We start from the raw sequence: 16,293 nt of genomic DNA on the forward strand, positions 1-16,293 counted from the left end.
GTCATCATGTCGAAGCCGGGGCGGCAGCATCGACGTCTCGGCAGAGAAGGGAGTCAGCGATGACCACGAACGAACTTTCCGGGCGGCCGCCGATCGTCGACCTGGACACCTGGCAGGCGGCCCGCGACGAGCTGCTGATCCGGGAGAAGGCGCACACCCGCGAGGGCGACGCGATCGCCGCGGCCCGGCGCCGGCTGCCCATGGTCGAGATCGACGGGGGCGCGGAGGTCGTCGGCCCGGACGGTCCGGTGCCGTTCCGGGAGCTGTTCCAGGGCCGCGACGAGCTGCTGGTCTACCAGCACATGTGGCACGACGGGGCGCCGCATCAGGGGCAATGCGAGGGCTGCACGGTGGCCGCCTGGCACCTGCGGGACGCGAGCTACCTCAACGCCCGCGGGGTGTCCTTCGCCGTGCTCACCCCCGGCCGGTGGGACGAGGTGGCCCGGTTCGTCGATTTCATGGGCTACACCCAGCCGTGGTATTCGGTACGCGATGCGCCGGAGCCGATCGGCGGCGACATGGGCTACTTCAGTTGCTTCCTGCGCGACGGCGAGCGCGTGTTCCTCACCTACCGGACGACCGACCGGGGCACCGAGGCGGCCAGCGGGTCGTTCGCCCTGCTCGACATGACGCCGTACGGCCGGGGCGAGGCTTGGCAGGACACCCCGGCGGGGTGGCCCGAGGGCGAACAGCCGTGCTGGTACTGGCGCACGGACGTGGACGGCAAGCCCGTGTGGGGCCCGACGAGCCGCCCGGCGCCGCAGTGGACCCGCCCCGGAGCCACACCGGAGACCACCCTCGGCCGAACCGGCGCACACCACTGACCCGAACAGGTCCCCATTGGCGAGACCCCCGTGCTCCGATGTTCCGATCCAGGGAGGCAGGGGGCTCATCGCTGGCGTTATTTCCGGTACGGGCTCGAGGATTCCGCAAATTGGCATGATCCTAAATTGGCCGGGCCTATGCGGGGTGCGGGAGAATGTATCCATGCGGTGCCAACAGCTATCATTCTTCAGCCGGACGGCAATGGCCGTGATGCGCGACCGCACCCGAGCGCGCAACTATTCTCCGGCGAAAGAGGAATTCCGCCGCGACCACGCGCGCCGGCGACGCTGGGGCCTTGCCCGGCGGCACGCGGCGAAGCTGTGCCGCACCCGGGGCTGCACTCGCGAGTGCGCCGAGCTGGGCCTGCACGATCACACCGAAGCCGCGGCGCCGCTGATCTGGCCCGACGACGCGACCTGCGTGCGTCCGCCATCGCCCGCCACGCCCGGCGGGGCCGATACTGCGGCCGGCACCGATGCTCCTGCCCGCGCAAACGCCGGTGCCGATGCCAGCGGGGATCCCGGCGCGGATGCGGGTGCCGGCGCGGATGCCAGCGCCAGCGCGGATGCGGGCGCCAGCGCGGATGCGGGCGCCAGCGCGGATGCGGGCGCCAGCGCGGATGCGGGCGCCAGCGCGGATGCGGGCGCCAGCGCGGATGCGGGCGCCACCGCGGATGCGGGCGCCACCGCGAATGCCGGTGCCAGCAGCGCGAACGCCGGTGCCAGTCCGAACGCCGGTGCCGGCGCCGGTACCCATGCCGTTGCCAACCCCGATGCCAGCCGTCCACACGCCCGGGATTCGTCCAGGCGCGATCAAACCAGGAAAGAGAATTCACCCCGGGCACAGCGAGATGGGCCGGCCTGCAGACCAATCCTGGGCCACCAAAGCACTCCGCCCGGCATTCCCAGGTTCATTCACATCGGCAGACACCTCGCGCCGACCGAAATACGATTTCTGAATACGCGGGGGCCGGATCGCCGAAGCGGAGAAGAACGGGGAACGGGGAACGGGGAACGAGGAACGAGGAACGGGGAACGGGGAACGGGTGGGGCGAAAAGCCGGGCGGCCGCCTCAGATGCCGAACCACGGCTCGCATCCCTCGAAACCGGTCACCGTCACGTCCGCGCCCGGCCAGGTCGTCAGCCGCAAGTGCTGCAGCTCGACCACCTCCCCGCCGGTGTCGACGATGCGGCTGATTCCGTTGTCGGCGTAGCCGATGCGCCGGGAAACCCCCAACGACGCGGCGTTCGCGAGGGTGGCCGAGCTGATCGCCGCCGTCGCGCCGAGGGTGTCGAAGGCGAAACCCAAGGCGGCCGTACGCATCCGCACGCCCAGCCCCCGTCCGCGCGCGGGCGGGACCAGCCATGATGCCGAGTCCACCGTGCGCAGCGCCGGGAAGTTGTCGCCTTCGAGGGTCTGCACGCCGACCACCGTGTCGTCGACGACCACCGCCAGGTGCAGCACCCACGACAGCGGGTCCCACGTGCCCCAGGCCTTCCAATAGCCCATCCGCAGCAGCCGCCGCTCGTTCTCGATCAGCGACTGCCCGGGGAAGAGCGCCAGCCGCGGGTCGTGCCCCACATCGGGCGGCAACACCGTGCACAGGTGTGGCAGATCCGCCTCGCGCACGGCTCGCAGCAGCACGTCGCGATGGCGGATCCGCAGATCGAAGAGTGGCCACATGCAAGCGTGTATAGCCGATCGCCGGCCGCCGGGGGCAAGAAAGGCAGCCGGCGATCGGGGTCCTACTCCGCGCCCAGGGCGGCGACCGGGCTGACCTTCGCGGCCCGCCGGGCGGGCAGGATCCCGGCGGCCGCGGTGAGCAGCACGAGGATCGCGAAGACCAGCGCGAGCTGGCCGATGGGCAGGGTGAGCGGGGCGTTGACGCCCAGCGCCTGGACGGCCAGCCACGCGTACGGGACGCCGAGCACCAGGCCGAGGCCCGCGCCGATCACCCCGTACAGGGCGGACTCGGTGGTGAGCATGGCCCGCAGCGCGCCCCGGGAAAGGCCGACCGCCCGCAGCAGGCCGGACTCGCGGACCCGCTCGACGACCGACAGCGCCGTGGTGGTGCCGACGCCGACGACCGCGATGAGCACCGTCAGGCCGATCAGGCCGAGGGCGATCGCCAGCAGGATGGTCAGCTGGCTGTCGATCTCGTCGCGCTGGTCGGCCAGGACCGTGATGGCCCACGGCCGGCCGCCGACGGCGTCGCTGAGCGCCTTCCGCGCGTCGGTACGGCCCTGCTCCCCCGAGACCGCGGCGTCGGCGAGCAGTCCGTTGTAGGTGGCGGGCGCGCCGAGCTTGGTGAGGTCGCCGGGGTCGAGGACCATGGCCGCGCCCAGCGGCGCCGAGTCGGGCAGTTTGGCGGCCACCGTCAGCGGCAGCGTGCGCTTGCCGTCGGCGACGGTCAGCGCATCGCCGACCGAGAGGCCGGTGATGTCCGACGTGTACCCGGAGATGACGACCTTGCCCGGACCCAGGTCACCCAGCGACCCGCCCACCACGTCGAGCTTGCCCAGCCGCGGCACCGCCGCGAACGACACGTCCACGGCCTCCAGCTCGCTCTCGTTCCCGGCGACCTGCACCGTGAGCCGGCGGTAGGGCGCCACGTGCGACAGCTCCGGCCGCCCGGACAGCTGCTTCACCGTGTCCGCGCCGATCGGCGTGTCGTTGGTGGTCAGCTCGAAGTCGGCCGGCGACGACGAGTTGCTCTCCCGCTCGGCGAGGATCCGGATCGACGCGCCGCCGACCAGCGTCCCGGCGATCAGCGTGACCCCGAGCGCGACCACGACCGAGACCGCCGCGGCCCGGCGGGGCGCGCCGCCCACTCCCCCGGCGGCGAGCCGGCCGACCGGCCCGGACCGGCGGATCGGCGCGCCCAGCACGAACAGGACCGGCCGCACCAGCACCGGCCCGAGCGCGATCAGCGCCAGGTAGGCGAGCCCGCCCGAGGCCACGATCGCGAGCAGGTTGACGCTCGGGTCGTAGTCCTTGGGGTCGCGCCCGGGCAGGCCGCGGATCACGAAGGCGGCGAGCAGCGCGGCCCCGATCACCAGCAGCACGCCGGCCACCCAGCGGAGCTTGCCGATGTCGCGCCGGCTGCCGGTGACCCCGGCGCCGCGCAGCGCCTCCAGCGGCGACACCTTGCCGGCGGTGAAGGCCGGCGCGACCACCGCGACGACCGTCACGACGACCGCGAGCAGCACGGTCAGCAGGGCCGGCCCGAGTGGCAGCCCGGGCGAGGCGATGTCCGTCCCGAGGGCCGCGGCGATCCGCGGCACCAGATGGCCGGCGCCCAGCGCGAGCAGCACGCCGGTCAGGCCGGTGGCGAGCCCGGTCAGGATGCCCTCGAAGGCCAGCGACCAGGTGATGCCGCCCCGGCCCGCGCCGACCGCGCGCAGCAACGCCAGCTGCCGCATGCGCTGGGCGAACACGATCCGGAAGGTCGAGGCCGCGACGAGCCCGGCGGCGACCACGGCGATGGCCACGAACAGGCCGATCACCTCGAAGACGCTGTCCACGTCGTTCGCGGCGCGGCGGGCCTCCTCGAGACGCACGTCGCGCCCGGCCGCGATCTGCGGTCGCTCGCCGTCCTTCACTTCGGTGGTTCCGCGGGCGACGACGGTTTCGATCTGATCGCGTACGGCGGCCGCGTCGGCCCCCGCGGCCAGCCGCAGGTCGATCTGGGTGAGCTGATCCGAACCGGTCATCGCGGCGACGGCGGGCATTGACGCGTACGCCTGGAAACCGTAGTCATCGCGGCCCGTGACCACACCGACCACCGTGAGCGGCGTCGGCGCCAGGGGTTTTCCGTCCTGGTCGTAGCGGAGCGTGACCCGCGCGGTCGAGCCCACCTTGAGCCCGAGCCGCTCGACCGTGCGCGGGCTGACCGCGATCTCGGTCGGCCCGGCCGGCAGCCGACCGGACGAGAGCCGGGTGACCGCGAGCGGCCCGGCCGAGGAGTCAGCGGCGATCTGCAGGTACTCGTTGCCGATCTGGCCGCCGGCGTCGATCCGCCCGGCGGTCTCGGCCACCCCCGGGATCTTGCCGATCGCGGCCAGCTCCGCGGTGGTGATGGTGCCGTTGCGGACCACCAGGTCGACCGCCTCGGGCGTGCCGCTGAGGCCGTCGAGCACGCTGCGCTCGGTGATCTGCTGGGCGAGCACGGTGGCGTAGACGACGAACGACGCGACCAGCACGGCGAGGCCGGTCAGCAGCAGCCGGGCCGGACGCCGGGCGACGCCGCGCAGCTGGGTGCGAAGGACCGCGTTCACCGCTGCGCCGCCAGGGACCGCAGGGCCTCGGTGACCGACGCGTGGTCGGGGTGCTCGATCTCGCCGGCGACCTTGCCGTCGGCGAGCAGCACCACCCGGTCGGCGTACGCGGCGGCGCCCGGGTCGTGGGTGACCATGACCACGGTCTGGCCGAGCTCGCGCACCGAGTTGCGCAGGAACAGCAGCACCTCGGCGCCGGAGCGGGAGTCCAGGTTGCCGGTCGGCTCGTCGGCGAAGACCACCTCGGGGCGGGAGACCAGCGCGCGGGCCACCGCGACCCGTTGCTGCTGGCCGCCGGAGAGCTCGCTGGGCCGGTGGCTGAGCCGGCCGGTGATGCCGAGCGACTCGGCGAGGTGGGCGAACAGGTGCCGGTCCGGCTTGCGGCCGGCCAGTTCCAGCGGGAGCAGGATGTTCTGCTCGGCGGTGAGCTGCGGCAGCAGGTTGAACGACTGGAAGATGAAGCCGATCCGCTCGCGGCGCACCTTGGTGAGCACCCGGTCGCTCTGCCGGGTCAGGTCGGTACCGCCGAGCAGCGCCTGGCCCGAGGTGGCCGTGTCGAGGCCGGCCAGGCAGTGCATCAGCGTCGACTTGCCGGAGCCGGACGGGCCCATGATCGCGGTGAACTGAGCCCGGGTGAAGCCGACGGTCACCCCGTCCAGCGCGCGTACGGCCGTGTCGCCGGTGCCGTAGACCTTGACCAGGTCGACGGCCGCGACCGCCGCGAGGGCGTCCTGCGCGGCCGGTGGGTACTGGGTCTGCATCGTCACTCCACTCCGATGACTTCTTGGACGGGTGGAAGTCTGGGTGCGGACGGGTGGGCGGCGCATCGGCCGCCGGTCAGGGATCTCCCCGGTTCGCGGATCTGTCTTTCGGCCGATGGGGGTCGCCTGACCTGCCATTACGCTGGGTCACGATGGAGAACAACCCGAACCGGACCATCCTGCTCCGCCTCGGCCAGGTGGGCGCGTTTCTCATGCTCGCCTTCCTCGGCCTGTTCGACGTGGCGCAGGGCCGCCTGCTGACCCAGTCCGGCTGGGAGATCATGGGCCTGGTCCGGATCCTGCTGGCGATCGGCGCGGCCGCGATCTGGCTGCCCGCCCACCGGCAGAACTCGGTGTCGCTGGCGAAGGCGACGATCTGGCTGAGCCTCACGTCGATCGTGGTCACCTTCCTCGTGGCGTTCTCCCGCCCGGACTACGGCAGCTGGGGCCTGGCCGAGTCGCTGGCCCTGCTCGGCGTGCTGTTCGTGGTGGCGCGCCGGGCCCAGCCGGGCTGGGCGGTGGCCGCGGTGATCAGCGCGGGCGCGGCGGTGAGCTTCCTGCCGCTGCGCGGCGGCCAGGACGCGTCGTTCGTGATCTTCGGGCTGGTCCAGGCGCTGGCCGCGGCCGCGGCCACCGGCCTGGGCGTCTACTTGCGCCTGGTGGAGAGCTCCCGGCAGCGAGCAGTTGACGCCGTACGCGCGGAGCAGCGCGCCGAGTTCGCGCGCGACCTGCACGACTTCATCGCCCACCACGTCACCGGCATCGTGGTGCAGGCGCAGGGCGCCAAGTTCATCGCCGAGCAGGACCCGCAGCGCGTGCTCAAGGCGCTCGACCAGATCGAGCAGGCCGGCGCCGAGACGATGGCGTCGATGCGCCGGATGGTCGGCGTGCTGCGCGACCCCTCGTCGAAGCCGGACGCCCCGCTGGCCCCGGTCGCCGGCGTGCACGACCTCGGGCCGCTGCTCGAGCAGTTCACCGCGGCCGGCGGCCCGATCGGCCGGCTGCACCTGGACGGGACGGTCGACGGGATCCCGGTGGAGGTGTCGACCTCGGCGTACCGGGTGGTGATGGAGGCGCTGACCAACGTCCGGCAGCACGCGGCCGGCGCCCGGGTGGCCGACGTGTGGGTGCGGCGCACGCCGGAGTGGTTGCTGGTGCGGGTGGCCAACGACGGCACGGCACGTCCGGCCGGTCCCCGGGAGCGGTCGGGGTACGGTCTCGTGGGCCTGACCGAACGGGTCCGCGCGGTCGGCGGCCGCATCTCGGCCGGGCCCGGGATCGAGGGCGGCTGGGTGGTCGACGCCGCGTTCCCGCTCAACGTGAAGGTGGACCAGTGATAAAGGTGCTGATCGCCGACGACCAGGCGATGGTCCGCACCGGTTTCGGCATGATCATCGGCGCGCAGCCGGACATGGAGGTCGTCGGCGAGGCGGCCGACGGCGTCGAGGCGGTGGCGCTGGCCCGCAAGCTCAAGCCCGACGTGGCCCTGCTCGACATCCGGATGCCCAAGATGGACGGTCTCGAGGCGCTGCGGCTGCTGGCCGGCCCCGGCGTCGCCGACCCGGTCAAGGTGGTCGTGGTGACCACATTCGACCTGGACGAGTACGTGCACCAGGCGCTGCGCAACGGCGCGGCCGGGTTCCTGCTCAAGGACTCCGGGCCGGCCCTGCTGGTCGAGGCGGTACGGGCCGCGGTGTCCGGCGACGCCCTGATCAGCCCGAAGATCACCGTGCGCCTGCTCGAGCACCTCTCGCTGCCCAAGCCGGTGACCGACGACGGCGGGCTGTCGCCGCGCGAGCTGGACGTGGTCAAGCTGGTGGCGCGCGGGCTGACCAACGCCGAGATCGCCGCCGAGCTGTTCATCTCGATCGGCACGGTGAAGACCCATCTCGGCAGCGTGCAGACCAAGCTGGGGGCGCGCGGCCGGGTGGAGATCGCGGCCTGGGCCTGGGAGCGCCGCCTCGTCGGGTGACTTTCTCAGCCAGCTGTCAGCCGATCGCGTCTTCCGGAGCCGCCGGGCGTATGGCAGGTTCAAGGTGGCCGGTTGTCCGCTCGGGGGGTTCCTCTATGCCACGCAGGGCCGCGATGCTCATCGTCGCGACGCTCGTGACCGGCGTGCTTGCCGTGGCGTCCCCGGCGCGGGCGGCGATCCCCTTCGCGCCGTGCCAGCCCGGCGGGCCGACGACCGCCGACAACCAGCTCGCCCGCGACCTGCGGCCGTCGATGACCGGCGCACGGCTGGGCCGCTCGGTGACCGGCTACCACATCTCCTGCGCCCGCGCGATCGTGGCGAACGTGCAGGCGCGCGGGCTCAACCAGCGGGCCGCCGAGATCGCGGTCACCACGGCCATCGCCGAGAGCACCCTGCACAACTACACGGTCGCGGTCGACCACGACAGCCTGGGGCTGTTCCAGCAGCGGCCGTCCAAGGGCTGGGGCCAGCCCGGCGAGCTGACCGATCCGCGCTACGCCACCCAGGCGTTCCTCAGCGCGATGATCCGCAAGCACACCGGCGACGGCTGGATGGGCGGCGACATCGGGCAGATCTGCCAGCGCGTGCAGGGGTCGGCCTACCCCGAGGCGTACGCGCCGGAGACGCGCGACGCCCAGCTCATCGTGGCGAGCCTGTGGCGGCAGACGGCCACGACGGCCGCCGCGGCGACAACGGCGGCGGCACGGCGGCCGGCCGGGCCGTTCCAGAAGGTGCTGATGGCCTCGGCCACCGGGTGGGGCGCGACCGACGACCGGCACGACGTCAGCGTGGCCGACTGGAACGGCGACCGCCGCCCCGACCTGGTGGTGGTGCAGCACTCGGCGACGACCACGGGCCGCACCGAGGTCTCGATCCTGGACGGCACGCCCAGCATCCCCGGCGCGGCCTCGAGCTTCCAGCGCCTGCTGCTGCGCACCGCCACGCCGCTGGGCCTGGCGGACGGGCGGCAGGCGTACACGACGGCCGACTGGAACGGCGACGGCCGCCTCGACCTCGTCGCGGTCCAGAAGTCGGGCACCGCGAGCGGCCGCACCGAGGTGCGGATCCTCGACGGAGCGACCAGCTTCCAGACCGTCCTGGTGCAGACCGCCACCGCGCTCTGGCCCACCGACGCCCGGCACGACATGGTCGTCGCCGACGTGAACGCCGACAAGGTGCCCGACCTGATCGTGGTCTACAAGTCCGACACGGCCAGCGGAAAGACCGAGATCCAGATCCTGGACGGCGCGTCGGGCTTCCAGCGCGAGCTGCAACACTCGGTGACCGCGCTCGGCGAGATCGACGCCCGGCACGAGGTGACCCTGGCGGACTGGAACGGCGACGGCCGACTCGACCTGGTCGACGTGCGGAAGTCGGGCACCAGGAGCCGCAAGACCGAGGTCCGGGTCCTGGACGGCGCGGCCGGCTTCGCCCGCGACCTGCGCAAGGCCACCGTCACCGCGATCGGGCCGACCGACGGCCGCAGCGACTTCTCGGTCGCCGACTGGAACGGCGACGGCCGACTCGACCTCGTGGTGGTCCAGAAGTCGGGCACGGCGACCGGCCGCACCGAGGCACGGGTGCTGTCCGGGGTGTAGCGCCCGGCGGCAGGGTGGCACACGATTACCCCTTCTCAGCGAATGTGGGCTCTGGCGATCTCCCTTACGCTTGGGATATCAACGGATTCGATTCGGCCACCACGGTGATCATCTCGATCTGGGTGATCATCGCTTTTCTGCTGCTCCCGGGCGGCTCCTTCCGGTACTGGACGGTCGCCTTCGTCGCCGTCCTGCTCGTGGTCGGGCTCGGCGACATCCTTGCGGTCCGCGCCCTTCTCACCGCCCTCCTCGCCCTGCACGTGGTCTTCGTCGTGCCCGCCGCCGCCCGCAGCGGCCAGCGCCGCCACCTGGGCATGGCCCTGGTCTCGGCCGTCCTGCTGGCCGGGCTGGTCATCGCGGGCGGCATCCGTTACTGGCTGCCGGCGCTGATCGTCGCCGCCGTCGTGGTGCCGTTCGGGGTCCCGCTCCTCTGGCGCCGCCCGCGCCGGACGACCTTCGAGGTGCGCTTCTGGCCGCGCCCCCGCCCGACCGGCGACCCGAGGCCGCCGTTGTCGGCACAGCACCCGGCCGATCCGGCATCACCGGCCGACCGCACGACACCGGCCGACCGCACCACGCCGGCCGACACCACCACACCGACCATGGGCACCACGCCGGGCGACAACGCCTTGCCGGGCGACAACACTTCACCGGCCAACCTCAGACCGGGAGACACCACCACACCGGGCGACACCACACCGGCCGCCGGGCTGCCTTCCCCCGGCACGAGCCGCCGTCCACACCGGCCGGGACGGCCGGCTCAGGGCGGCCGACGGCCACGTCAGCCCGGCGCGGAGAGCGACGAGCCGACCGGAAGCGAATCCGAAGGCGACGGACCGACGCCCGCCGGCAATGCCGCCGAGGGCCAGGAGCCGCCCACGGGCGACACGCAGCCGGGGTCATCGGCCACGGCGGAGGATGCCAAGTCGCCGGGGCCGCCGCCATCGCCGCAGGCGCGGAACACCCGTTCGTACCCGCCCGGGCAGCGGCCCGACCGGCGCCCGGCCGCCCAGCCCCGCCCGCAGCAGCGACGTAAACCACCCCCGGCGACCTGAGCGACACCTTGCCGGCGCGGCGCGGCGGCGCGAGATTCTCGCGCCGAACGGTGATTGCCGGGTCGGTGCCCCACGAAGGTGGGTTGTTCGTGCTAGGTTATCGTCGCTGTTTTGGTCTCCTTGGACGTCTTGACGCCTGATGGGTCTTCGCACCCGTCGGGCTTTTTTGCTCTTCCGGGGCGGTCAATGCCGCGCCCGAGTCTCCGCACGGTGCGGGGGCTCACATATTTCGGCAGGAGAAGGCATGGCCACCGGTACGGTCAAATGGTTCAACGGGGACAAGGGTTTCGGTTTCATCACCCAGGACGACGGCAGCGGTGACGTTTTCGCGCACTTCTCCGCCATCGCGACGTCGGGGTATCGCACCCTCGAGGAAAACCAGCGCGTCGAGTTCGACGTCGCGCAGGGCGCCAAGGGGCTCCAGGCGGAGAACATCCGCCCGCTCTGAGAAAACGGCCCGGCGACTCCCGTGAGGGCGCTGCCGGGCGTGGGTGACGGCCGGGCCTCCGCCGGTTGCAGATCCGCGACATCCGCGTGATCTCCCGGGGACGCGCCCGGCCGTCTCCGCTACATGCCCGCCGGCCGGGTGACGCTCACCGCGCGTTCACCGCGGTCACCCGCCGACCGATGGTCGCCCGGCCCACGGCGGCCACGCCCGGCGATGGCCGTGCGCCCCGGTTCGCGACGCCCGCACTGTGCGCCCACTCAGACGGGCCGGCACATGGACGCTCACCCCTGCGGGGCCGGCACATCGGACGCTCACCCGCCAGGGCGCTCACTGGGCGGCGGCCAGTGTCAGCAGCCGCCGCACCTGGGCCTGTCGCCGCTGGGTGACGGTGGCGGCCAGGGCCCGCGCGGGCGGGTAGGCGCCGCCGGACTCCTCCATCCGGGACGTCTCGACGCAATTGCCGAGATGCCCGAGGAGCAGGCTCACCGCCGTACGATCGAACTCTTGGCCGGATGACGCGGACCGCAACTCTTCGATGTCGGCCGCCCGCAGGGCGTGCAGTGCGCCGTGTCCCGCGTGCGCTCCGGCGGCGGGATCGGCCGTCAGGGGCTGCTGCCAGCCGAGCAGCCAGCGCCGCATCGTGCCGGACTCCTCCGTCCACTGGGCGCGCAGCTCGGCCGCGACGTCGCGGATCCGCGGGTCGGTGGCTCGCTCGGCCGCCGGCGCCGCCACCTGCTCCCCCTCGCCGATCTGCTCGAGGGCCATCTGCAGGAACATCACGTCGGCGGCGTTGAAAGCGGGCGCGGGCGGGGCCGCCGGCCGCTCCGGGGAGCAGCCGGCGACCAGCGCCAGGATCAGCGCGAGGCGGATCAGATGGCTAGCCACAGGGCGGGCACGTTGGGCGGCTCCCACCCGGCGATGGCGGTGTGCGCCTGCCGGCACCGGTAGGAGATGCCGTTGTAGGTGACCACGGCGCCCACGGCGTAGCTGGCGCCGGCCCGCCACGTGCCGGAGGGCGCGGTGGTCGGCGAGGTGGTGGGCGGCCGGGTCGTCGGGGCGGTGGTGGGCGTGGTGGTCGGCGGCGTGGTGGGCGTGGTGCTGCCGCCGCCGATGTTCACGTCCACACAGGAGTAGAAGGCGTTGGCCGTGTCGGCGATGTTCCAGCGGGCGAGGACGGTCTGCCGGCCGCTGAAGCTGCCCATGCTGACGGTGTGCTGCTTGGTGGCGCCGGGCTGCGCGCCGCCGTCGTTGAAGGACGCGAGCAGCGTGTTGCCGATGAAGTACTCCCACGTGCTGGTGGAGTGCCGGGCGGTGAGGATCCAGTTGAAGGTGACGGTCCGGCCGACGCCGGCAACCGGCCAGGCCTTGCTGTTGTCGTTGAGCACGGCGAACCGGGAGCCGCCACCGTTGCACTGCTTCGAGCCCTTGGGGGCCTCGACGCTCTGCGGCTCGTAGACGATGTCGCCACAATTGGCGACGGCGCCGCTGGCGCAGTTGGCCTGGCGGCTGGGCGGGGACGAGATGTAGCCGTGCGCGGAGGCGGGGGCGACGGCCACCAGGAGCGAGGCGGCGGTCGCGGCGACGGTCAGTGCAGGGAGCAGGAATCTGCGTCTCATGAAGTACTCCTTCTTCATGGGGGATCGGCGGACTTGCGTCGATGGGGGTCGATGCAAGCTGCTCGTGGGGCCCAACATAAGTTAAAGAGTGTTAACAGTAAAGAGAGCTAACGAAGATTTTCGATGGGTCGTTAATCGGCTGCCCGCTCCCGGGTGATCCGTTACGTTCGGCCGGTGGAACCACTCACCGAGCAGCAGATCCGTGCGTCCTTCGTCAACTGCTCCAAGGGCGAGGCGGGCCGGATCAAGATGCCCGACCTGGCCGCCGTGCCCTGGCCCGACCTGGACTTCCTCGGCTGGACCGACCCCGGCGCCCCGCAGCGGGCCCTGATCGTGCTGCCGGGGCCGACCGGCGTCGTCCTGCGGCGGCCCGACTCCCGGCGCACCAGCATGACGCGGTCGAGCATGTGCCGGGTCTGTCACACCGGGCACACCGCCGACGGCGTGACCCTCTTCGTGGCGCCGCTCGCCGGCGCGGCCGGGCGGCAAGGCAACACGGTCGGCGAGTACATCTGCACCGACCTGGCGTGCTCGCTCTACCTGCGGGGCAAGCGGCAACCGCGCGGCCGCCTGGTGCGGCAGGAGGAGACGCTCACCCTCGACGAGCGGGTCGACCGGGCGATGACCACGCTCAACGGCTTCGTGAAGCGGGTGACCTCGGGCCGCTGATCCTCAGGTTCGTCGCCGGCCCGCCGATCTGTGGTCTTGTGCAGAACATCGGGGAGGTCCTCGACGCGCGCGCGGTGACGTCCGTCTTCCAGCCGCTCGTCGACATCGCGTCCGGCGGGGTGCTCGGCTACGAGGCGCTCAGCCGCGGCCCGGCCGCCGGCCCGTGGGAGTCCCCGGCCGCCCTGTTCGCGGGCGCCCGGGCGGTGGGGCGGGCGAATGAGCTCGACTGGATCTGCCGCGCCCGGGCGTACCGGAGCATCCTCGCCGCCGACGCCGACCCGGACCTCACCTGGTTCGTCAACATGGAGCCGGCCGCGTCGCGCGACGACTGCCCGGACGACCTGGCGCCGCTGGCCGCCGCGGCCGCCGACCGGCTGCGGGTGGTCACCGAGATGACCGAGCGCGCCATCGCCGACGACCCGTCCGGGCTGCTCGCCGCGACGGCCGCGTGCCGGTCGTCGGGCTGGGGCGTGGCCCTCGACGACGTCGGCGCCGACCCGATGTCGCTCGCGCTCATGCCGTTCGTGCAGCCGGACGTGGTCAAGCTCGACATGGGCCTGCTGCGCGCGCCGGGCGACCCGCACACCGCCCGGGTGGTGGCGGCGGTCGCCGCGTACGCCGAGGCGAGCGGCGCGGTGGTGCTGGCCGAGGGCATCGAGACGGCCGAGCACCTGGCCGTGGCGCGGGCCATGGGCGCGACGGTCGGGCAGGGCTGGTACTTCGGGCGGCCCGGACCGCTGCCGGCCGGGGCGCGGGCGGGGTCGCGGCTGCCGTTCCTGCCGGCGCCGAAACGCGACCGGCGCACGCCGTACCAGATCATCGCGGACCGTCGCCCGGCGCACGCGGCCACCAAGGCCCAGCTGATGCCGATGAGCCGGCATCTGGAGGCGTTCGCGGCCGACGGCCGCGAGCCGTGCGTGCTGCTCGCCTGCTTCCAGGAAGCACGGCATTTCACGCCGGCCACGGCCCGCCGCTTCGCCCGGATCGCTGGGCGGGCCCCGCTGGTCGCGGCCCTCGGCGCCGGCCTGGACGCGGAGCCGGCCCCGGGCGTACGCGGCGCCGGCCTCGACGACAACGACGCGTTGCGCGGCGAGTGGAACGTGCTGGCGGTCGGGCCGCACCGGGCGGCCGCGCTGGTCGCCCGCGATCTCGGCGACACCGGGCCGGACCCGGAGCGCCGCTTCGAGTTCGCGCTGACCCACGACCGGGCCCTCGTCCTCGAGGCGGCCCGGGCGCTGCTGGCGTGGCTGTCGCCGGCCCGGCTGCCCGCGCTGCTCGGTCAGCAATGATCGGCCGCCGCCTCGGCGCCACCCCCGAGGCGGGTCAGCCCGTGTGGCCGGCGACAAACGATGATGCGAGGAGCGGCGCGGCCCAGTGCCGGGGCCGCGCCGCTCGCACCGCCGATCAGGCCGCGACAGGAGCCTGCTCGGTGGCCGCGGTGGAGGCCGAGCCGCCGGACATGTGACGCAGGTACGCCGGCAGCGTGAGGAACTCGGGGCAGGTGCGCTCGGTGAGCAGCACCGTCAGCAGCGTCCGGGCCTGGCCGAAGCGCCGCGCCGCGTCCTCGTCGAGGGCCCCGGTCTCGCTGAGCACGTCGAGCTCCTCGCGCAGCATCCGGGTGACCAGGGCGGCCGAGACCGGCACGCCGTAGTCGGTCGGGGTGCTCGCGTGGATCCATTGCCAGAGCTGCGCGCGGCAGATCTCGGCGGTGGCGGCGTCCTCCATCAGGCCGCCGAGCGCGACCGCGCCACGACCGCCCAGCCAGGCGGCGATGTAGCGCAGCGCGACGCTGACGTTGTTGCGCAGCGCGACCTCGCTGACCTGCACGCCGGCCGCCTTCACTGTGCCATCCCGCGGCGGAAAACCGATGTCAACCCGGATTGAGAGCAGGTCGTCCCGGGTCACGCGCACGTCGTCGCGCTTGCGCACGATCTGGTGCGGCTCCTCGCCGAGCCACTGGTCGAACACCTCGCGGCAGGTCGCGACCAGGCCCGGGTGGGCGACCCAGGAGCCGTCGAAGCCGTCGCCGACCTCGCGCCGCTTGTCCTGGCGCACCTGGTTGAGCGCGCGCTTGGCGGCGACCGGGTCGCGGCTGGGCACGACGGCGGCCATGCCGCCGATCGCGTGGGCGCCGCGCCGGTGGCAGGTGCGGACCAGCAGTTCGGTGTACGCCCGCATGAACGGCGCCGTCATGGTGACCTGGGACCGCTCGGGCAGGACCACGTCCGGCCGGTTCTTGATCATGCTGAACAGGTAGTCCCAGCGACCCGCGTTGAGCCCGGCCGAGTGCTCGCGCAGCTCGTACAGGATCTCCTCCATCTCGAAGGCCGCGGTGATCGTCTCGATCAGCACCGTGGCGCGGATCGTGCCGCGCGGGATGTCCAGCTGCTCCTGGGCGAAGACGAAGACCTCGTTCCAGAGCCGGGCCTCCAGGTGCGACTCGAGCTTCGGCAGGTAGAAGTACGGCCCGCTGCCGTTGTCGATCTGGCGCTGCGCGCAGTGGAACATGTAGAGCCCGAAGTCGAACAGCGTGGCCGACACGGCCCGCCCGCCGATCCGCAGATGCGCCTCCGGCAGGTGCCACCCGCGCGGGCGCACCATGATGGTCGGCGTCCAGCCGTTGACCTTGTACTCCTTGCCGTCCGGCGCAGTGAAGTCCAGCGTGCCGTCCAGCGCGTCGCGCAGGTTGAGCTGGCCGAGGAGCACGTTCTCCCAGGTGGGGGCGGTGGCGTCCTCGAAGTCGGCCATCCACACCTTGGCGCCGGAGTTGAGCGCGTTGACGGTCATCTTGCGCTCGGGCGGGCCGGTGATCTCCACGCGGCGGTCGAGCAGGTCGTGCGCCGGCGCCGCCACCCGCCACGAGTCGTCCGCGCGGATCGGCGCGGTGGACGCCAGGAAGTCGAGCTCGTCGGTGCGGGTGGCCCGGCGGCGCCGGCGGCGCTCCAGCAGCTGCACCCGCTGGGCGCCGAACTCGCGGTCCAGCGCCACGACGAACGCGACGGCCCCGGGGGTCAGGATCTCGGCGTAGCGGCCGTCGGTCGTACCCGTGATGGTGACCTCTTCGTTGCCCAT

The 16,293-nt window shown here is 73.0% G+C and carries 15 protein-coding genes; 8 read left to right on the forward strand and 7 right to left on the reverse strand.

Annotated elements, in window-relative coordinates; translation table 11 throughout:
- The first annotated feature begins 59 nt into the window (after positions 1-59).
- A complete protein-coding gene (locus tag ACFQS1_RS24675) occupies positions 60-824 on the forward strand; it encodes a DUF899 family protein (protein ID WP_378972477.1) in 765 nt (254 codons plus the stop codon).
- Between the two features lie 181 nt (positions 825-1,005).
- Here the strand turns inward: ACFQS1_RS24675 and ACFQS1_RS24680 are convergent, their stop codons facing one another.
- From ACFQS1_RS24680 to ACFQS1_RS24695, 4 genes are all read right to left on the reverse strand, one after another.
- A complete protein-coding gene (locus ACFQS1_RS24680; RefSeq protein ID WP_378972479.1) occupies positions 1,006-1,581 on the reverse strand; it encodes a hypothetical protein in 576 nt (191 codons plus the stop codon).
- 315 nt (positions 1,582-1,896) lie between these two features.
- Positions 1,897-2,508 (reverse strand): GNAT family N-acetyltransferase, encoded by a 612-nt coding sequence (locus tag ACFQS1_RS24685; RefSeq protein WP_378972482.1) that lies wholly within the window; start codon positions 2,506-2,508, stop codon positions 1,897-1,899.
- A 62-nt stretch (positions 2,509-2,570) separates the two neighbouring features.
- Complete coding sequence (locus ACFQS1_RS24690) at positions 2,571-5,102, reverse strand: FtsX-like permease family protein (protein WP_378972484.1); 2,532 nt, start codon at positions 5,100-5,102, stop codon at positions 2,571-2,573.
- On the reverse strand, positions 5,099-5,863 hold the full coding sequence (locus tag ACFQS1_RS24695; RefSeq protein ID WP_378972486.1) for an ABC transporter ATP-binding protein: 765 nt from the start codon (positions 5,861-5,863) through the stop codon (positions 5,099-5,101). The genes ACFQS1_RS24690 and ACFQS1_RS24695 overlap by 4 nt, the downstream gene beginning before the upstream one ends.
- A gap of 152 nt (positions 5,864-6,015) precedes the next feature.
- On the opposite strand from ACFQS1_RS24695, the gene ACFQS1_RS24700 reads away from it, so the two are divergent.
- From ACFQS1_RS24700 to ACFQS1_RS24720, 5 genes are all read left to right on the forward strand, one after another.
- The gene (locus ACFQS1_RS24700) at positions 6,016-7,200 is read left to right on the forward strand and encodes a sensor histidine kinase (protein ID WP_378972488.1); all 1,185 of its coding nucleotides are present in this window, start codon (positions 6,016-6,018) and stop codon (positions 7,198-7,200) included.
- Positions 7,197-7,835, forward strand: coding sequence for a response regulator (locus tag ACFQS1_RS24705; protein WP_378972490.1), 639 nt, complete (start codon positions 7,197-7,199; stop codon positions 7,833-7,835). The genes ACFQS1_RS24700 and ACFQS1_RS24705 overlap by 4 nt, the downstream gene beginning before the upstream one ends.
- A 95-nt stretch (positions 7,836-7,930) precedes the next feature.
- On the forward strand, positions 7,931-9,433 hold the full coding sequence (locus tag ACFQS1_RS24710) for an FG-GAP repeat domain-containing protein (protein WP_378972493.1): 1,503 nt from the start codon (positions 7,931-7,933) through the stop codon (positions 9,431-9,433).
- Between the two features lie 122 nt (positions 9,434-9,555).
- Complete coding sequence (locus ACFQS1_RS24715) at positions 9,556-10,488, forward strand: hypothetical protein (RefSeq protein ID WP_378972496.1); 933 nt, start codon at positions 9,556-9,558, stop codon at positions 10,486-10,488.
- A gap of 244 nt (positions 10,489-10,732) precedes the next feature.
- Positions 10,733-10,936 carry a cold-shock protein gene (locus ACFQS1_RS24720; protein WP_378972498.1) on the forward strand — a complete coding sequence of 68 codons (204 nt, stop codon included), beginning with the start codon at positions 10,733-10,735 and terminating at the stop codon, positions 10,934-10,936.
- Positions 10,937-11,263: 327 nt separating this feature from the next.
- Here ACFQS1_RS24720 and ACFQS1_RS24725 read toward each other — a convergent pair whose 3' ends face one another.
- A complete protein-coding gene (locus ACFQS1_RS24725; protein ID WP_378972502.1) occupies positions 11,264-11,821 on the reverse strand; it encodes a DUF305 domain-containing protein in 558 nt (185 codons plus the stop codon).
- Complete coding sequence (locus tag ACFQS1_RS24730; RefSeq protein WP_378972504.1) at positions 11,806-12,552, reverse strand: lytic polysaccharide monooxygenase; 747 nt, start codon at positions 12,550-12,552, stop codon at positions 11,806-11,808. The genes ACFQS1_RS24725 and ACFQS1_RS24730 overlap by 16 nt, the downstream gene beginning before the upstream one ends.
- Before the next feature lie 174 nt (positions 12,553-12,726).
- Between ACFQS1_RS24730 and ACFQS1_RS24735 the strand changes: the two genes are divergently transcribed.
- Together ACFQS1_RS24735 and ACFQS1_RS24740 are read left to right on the forward strand one after the other, a co-directional pair.
- Entirely contained in the window at positions 12,727-13,221 is a 495-nt protein-coding gene (locus ACFQS1_RS24735) for an FBP domain-containing protein (protein WP_378972506.1), read from the forward strand.
- Positions 13,222-13,259: 38 nt separating this feature from the next.
- Complete coding sequence (locus tag ACFQS1_RS24740) at positions 13,260-14,510, forward strand: sensor domain-containing phosphodiesterase (RefSeq protein WP_378972508.1); 1,251 nt, start codon at positions 13,260-13,262, stop codon at positions 14,508-14,510.
- Positions 14,511-14,625: 115 nt separating this feature from the next.
- On the opposite strand, the gene aceB is transcribed toward ACFQS1_RS24740, so the two are convergent.
- On the reverse strand, positions 14,626-16,293 hold the full coding sequence (gene aceB / locus ACFQS1_RS24745; RefSeq protein ID WP_378972510.1) for a malate synthase A: 1,668 nt from the start codon (positions 16,291-16,293) through the stop codon (positions 14,626-14,628).

The organism is Paractinoplanes rhizophilus (genome assembly GCF_042664765.1).
Lineage (GTDB): Bacteria > Actinomycetota > Actinomycetes > Mycobacteriales > Micromonosporaceae > Actinoplanes > Actinoplanes rhizophilus.

What these genes read in the sequence shown, in the direction of transcription:
- ACFQS1_RS24700 (WP_378972488.1), top strand. Translation starts at nt 6,016, where the DNA reads ATGGAGAACAACCCGAACCGGACCATCCTGCTCCGCCTCGGCCAGGTG.
- ACFQS1_RS24730 (WP_378972504.1), bottom strand. Translation starts at nt 12,552, where the DNA reads ATGAGACGCAGATTCCTGCTCCCTGCACTGACCGTCGCCGCGACCGCC.
- ACFQS1_RS24720 (WP_378972498.1), top strand. Translation starts at nt 10,733, where the DNA reads ATGGCCACCGGTACGGTCAAATGGTTCAACGGGGACAAGGGTTTCGGT.
- ACFQS1_RS24685 (WP_378972482.1), bottom strand. Translation starts at nt 2,508, where the DNA reads ATGTGGCCACTCTTCGATCTGCGGATCCGCCATCGCGACGTGCTGCTG.
- ACFQS1_RS24710 (WP_378972493.1), top strand. Translation starts at nt 7,931, where the DNA reads ATGCCACGCAGGGCCGCGATGCTCATCGTCGCGACGCTCGTGACCGGC.
- ACFQS1_RS24680 (WP_378972479.1), bottom strand. Translation starts at nt 1,581, where the DNA reads ATGGGTACCGGCGCCGGCACCGGCGTTCGGACTGGCACCGGCGTTCGC.
- ACFQS1_RS24675 (WP_378972477.1), top strand. Translation starts at nt 60, where the DNA reads ATGACCACGAACGAACTTTCCGGGCGGCCGCCGATCGTCGACCTGGAC.
- aceB (WP_378972510.1), bottom strand. Translation starts at nt 16,293, where the DNA reads ATGGGCAACGAAGAGGTCACCATCACGGGTACGACCGACGGCCGCTAC.
- ACFQS1_RS24695 (WP_378972486.1), bottom strand. Translation starts at nt 5,863, where the DNA reads ATGCAGACCCAGTACCCACCGGCCGCGCAGGACGCCCTCGCGGCGGTC.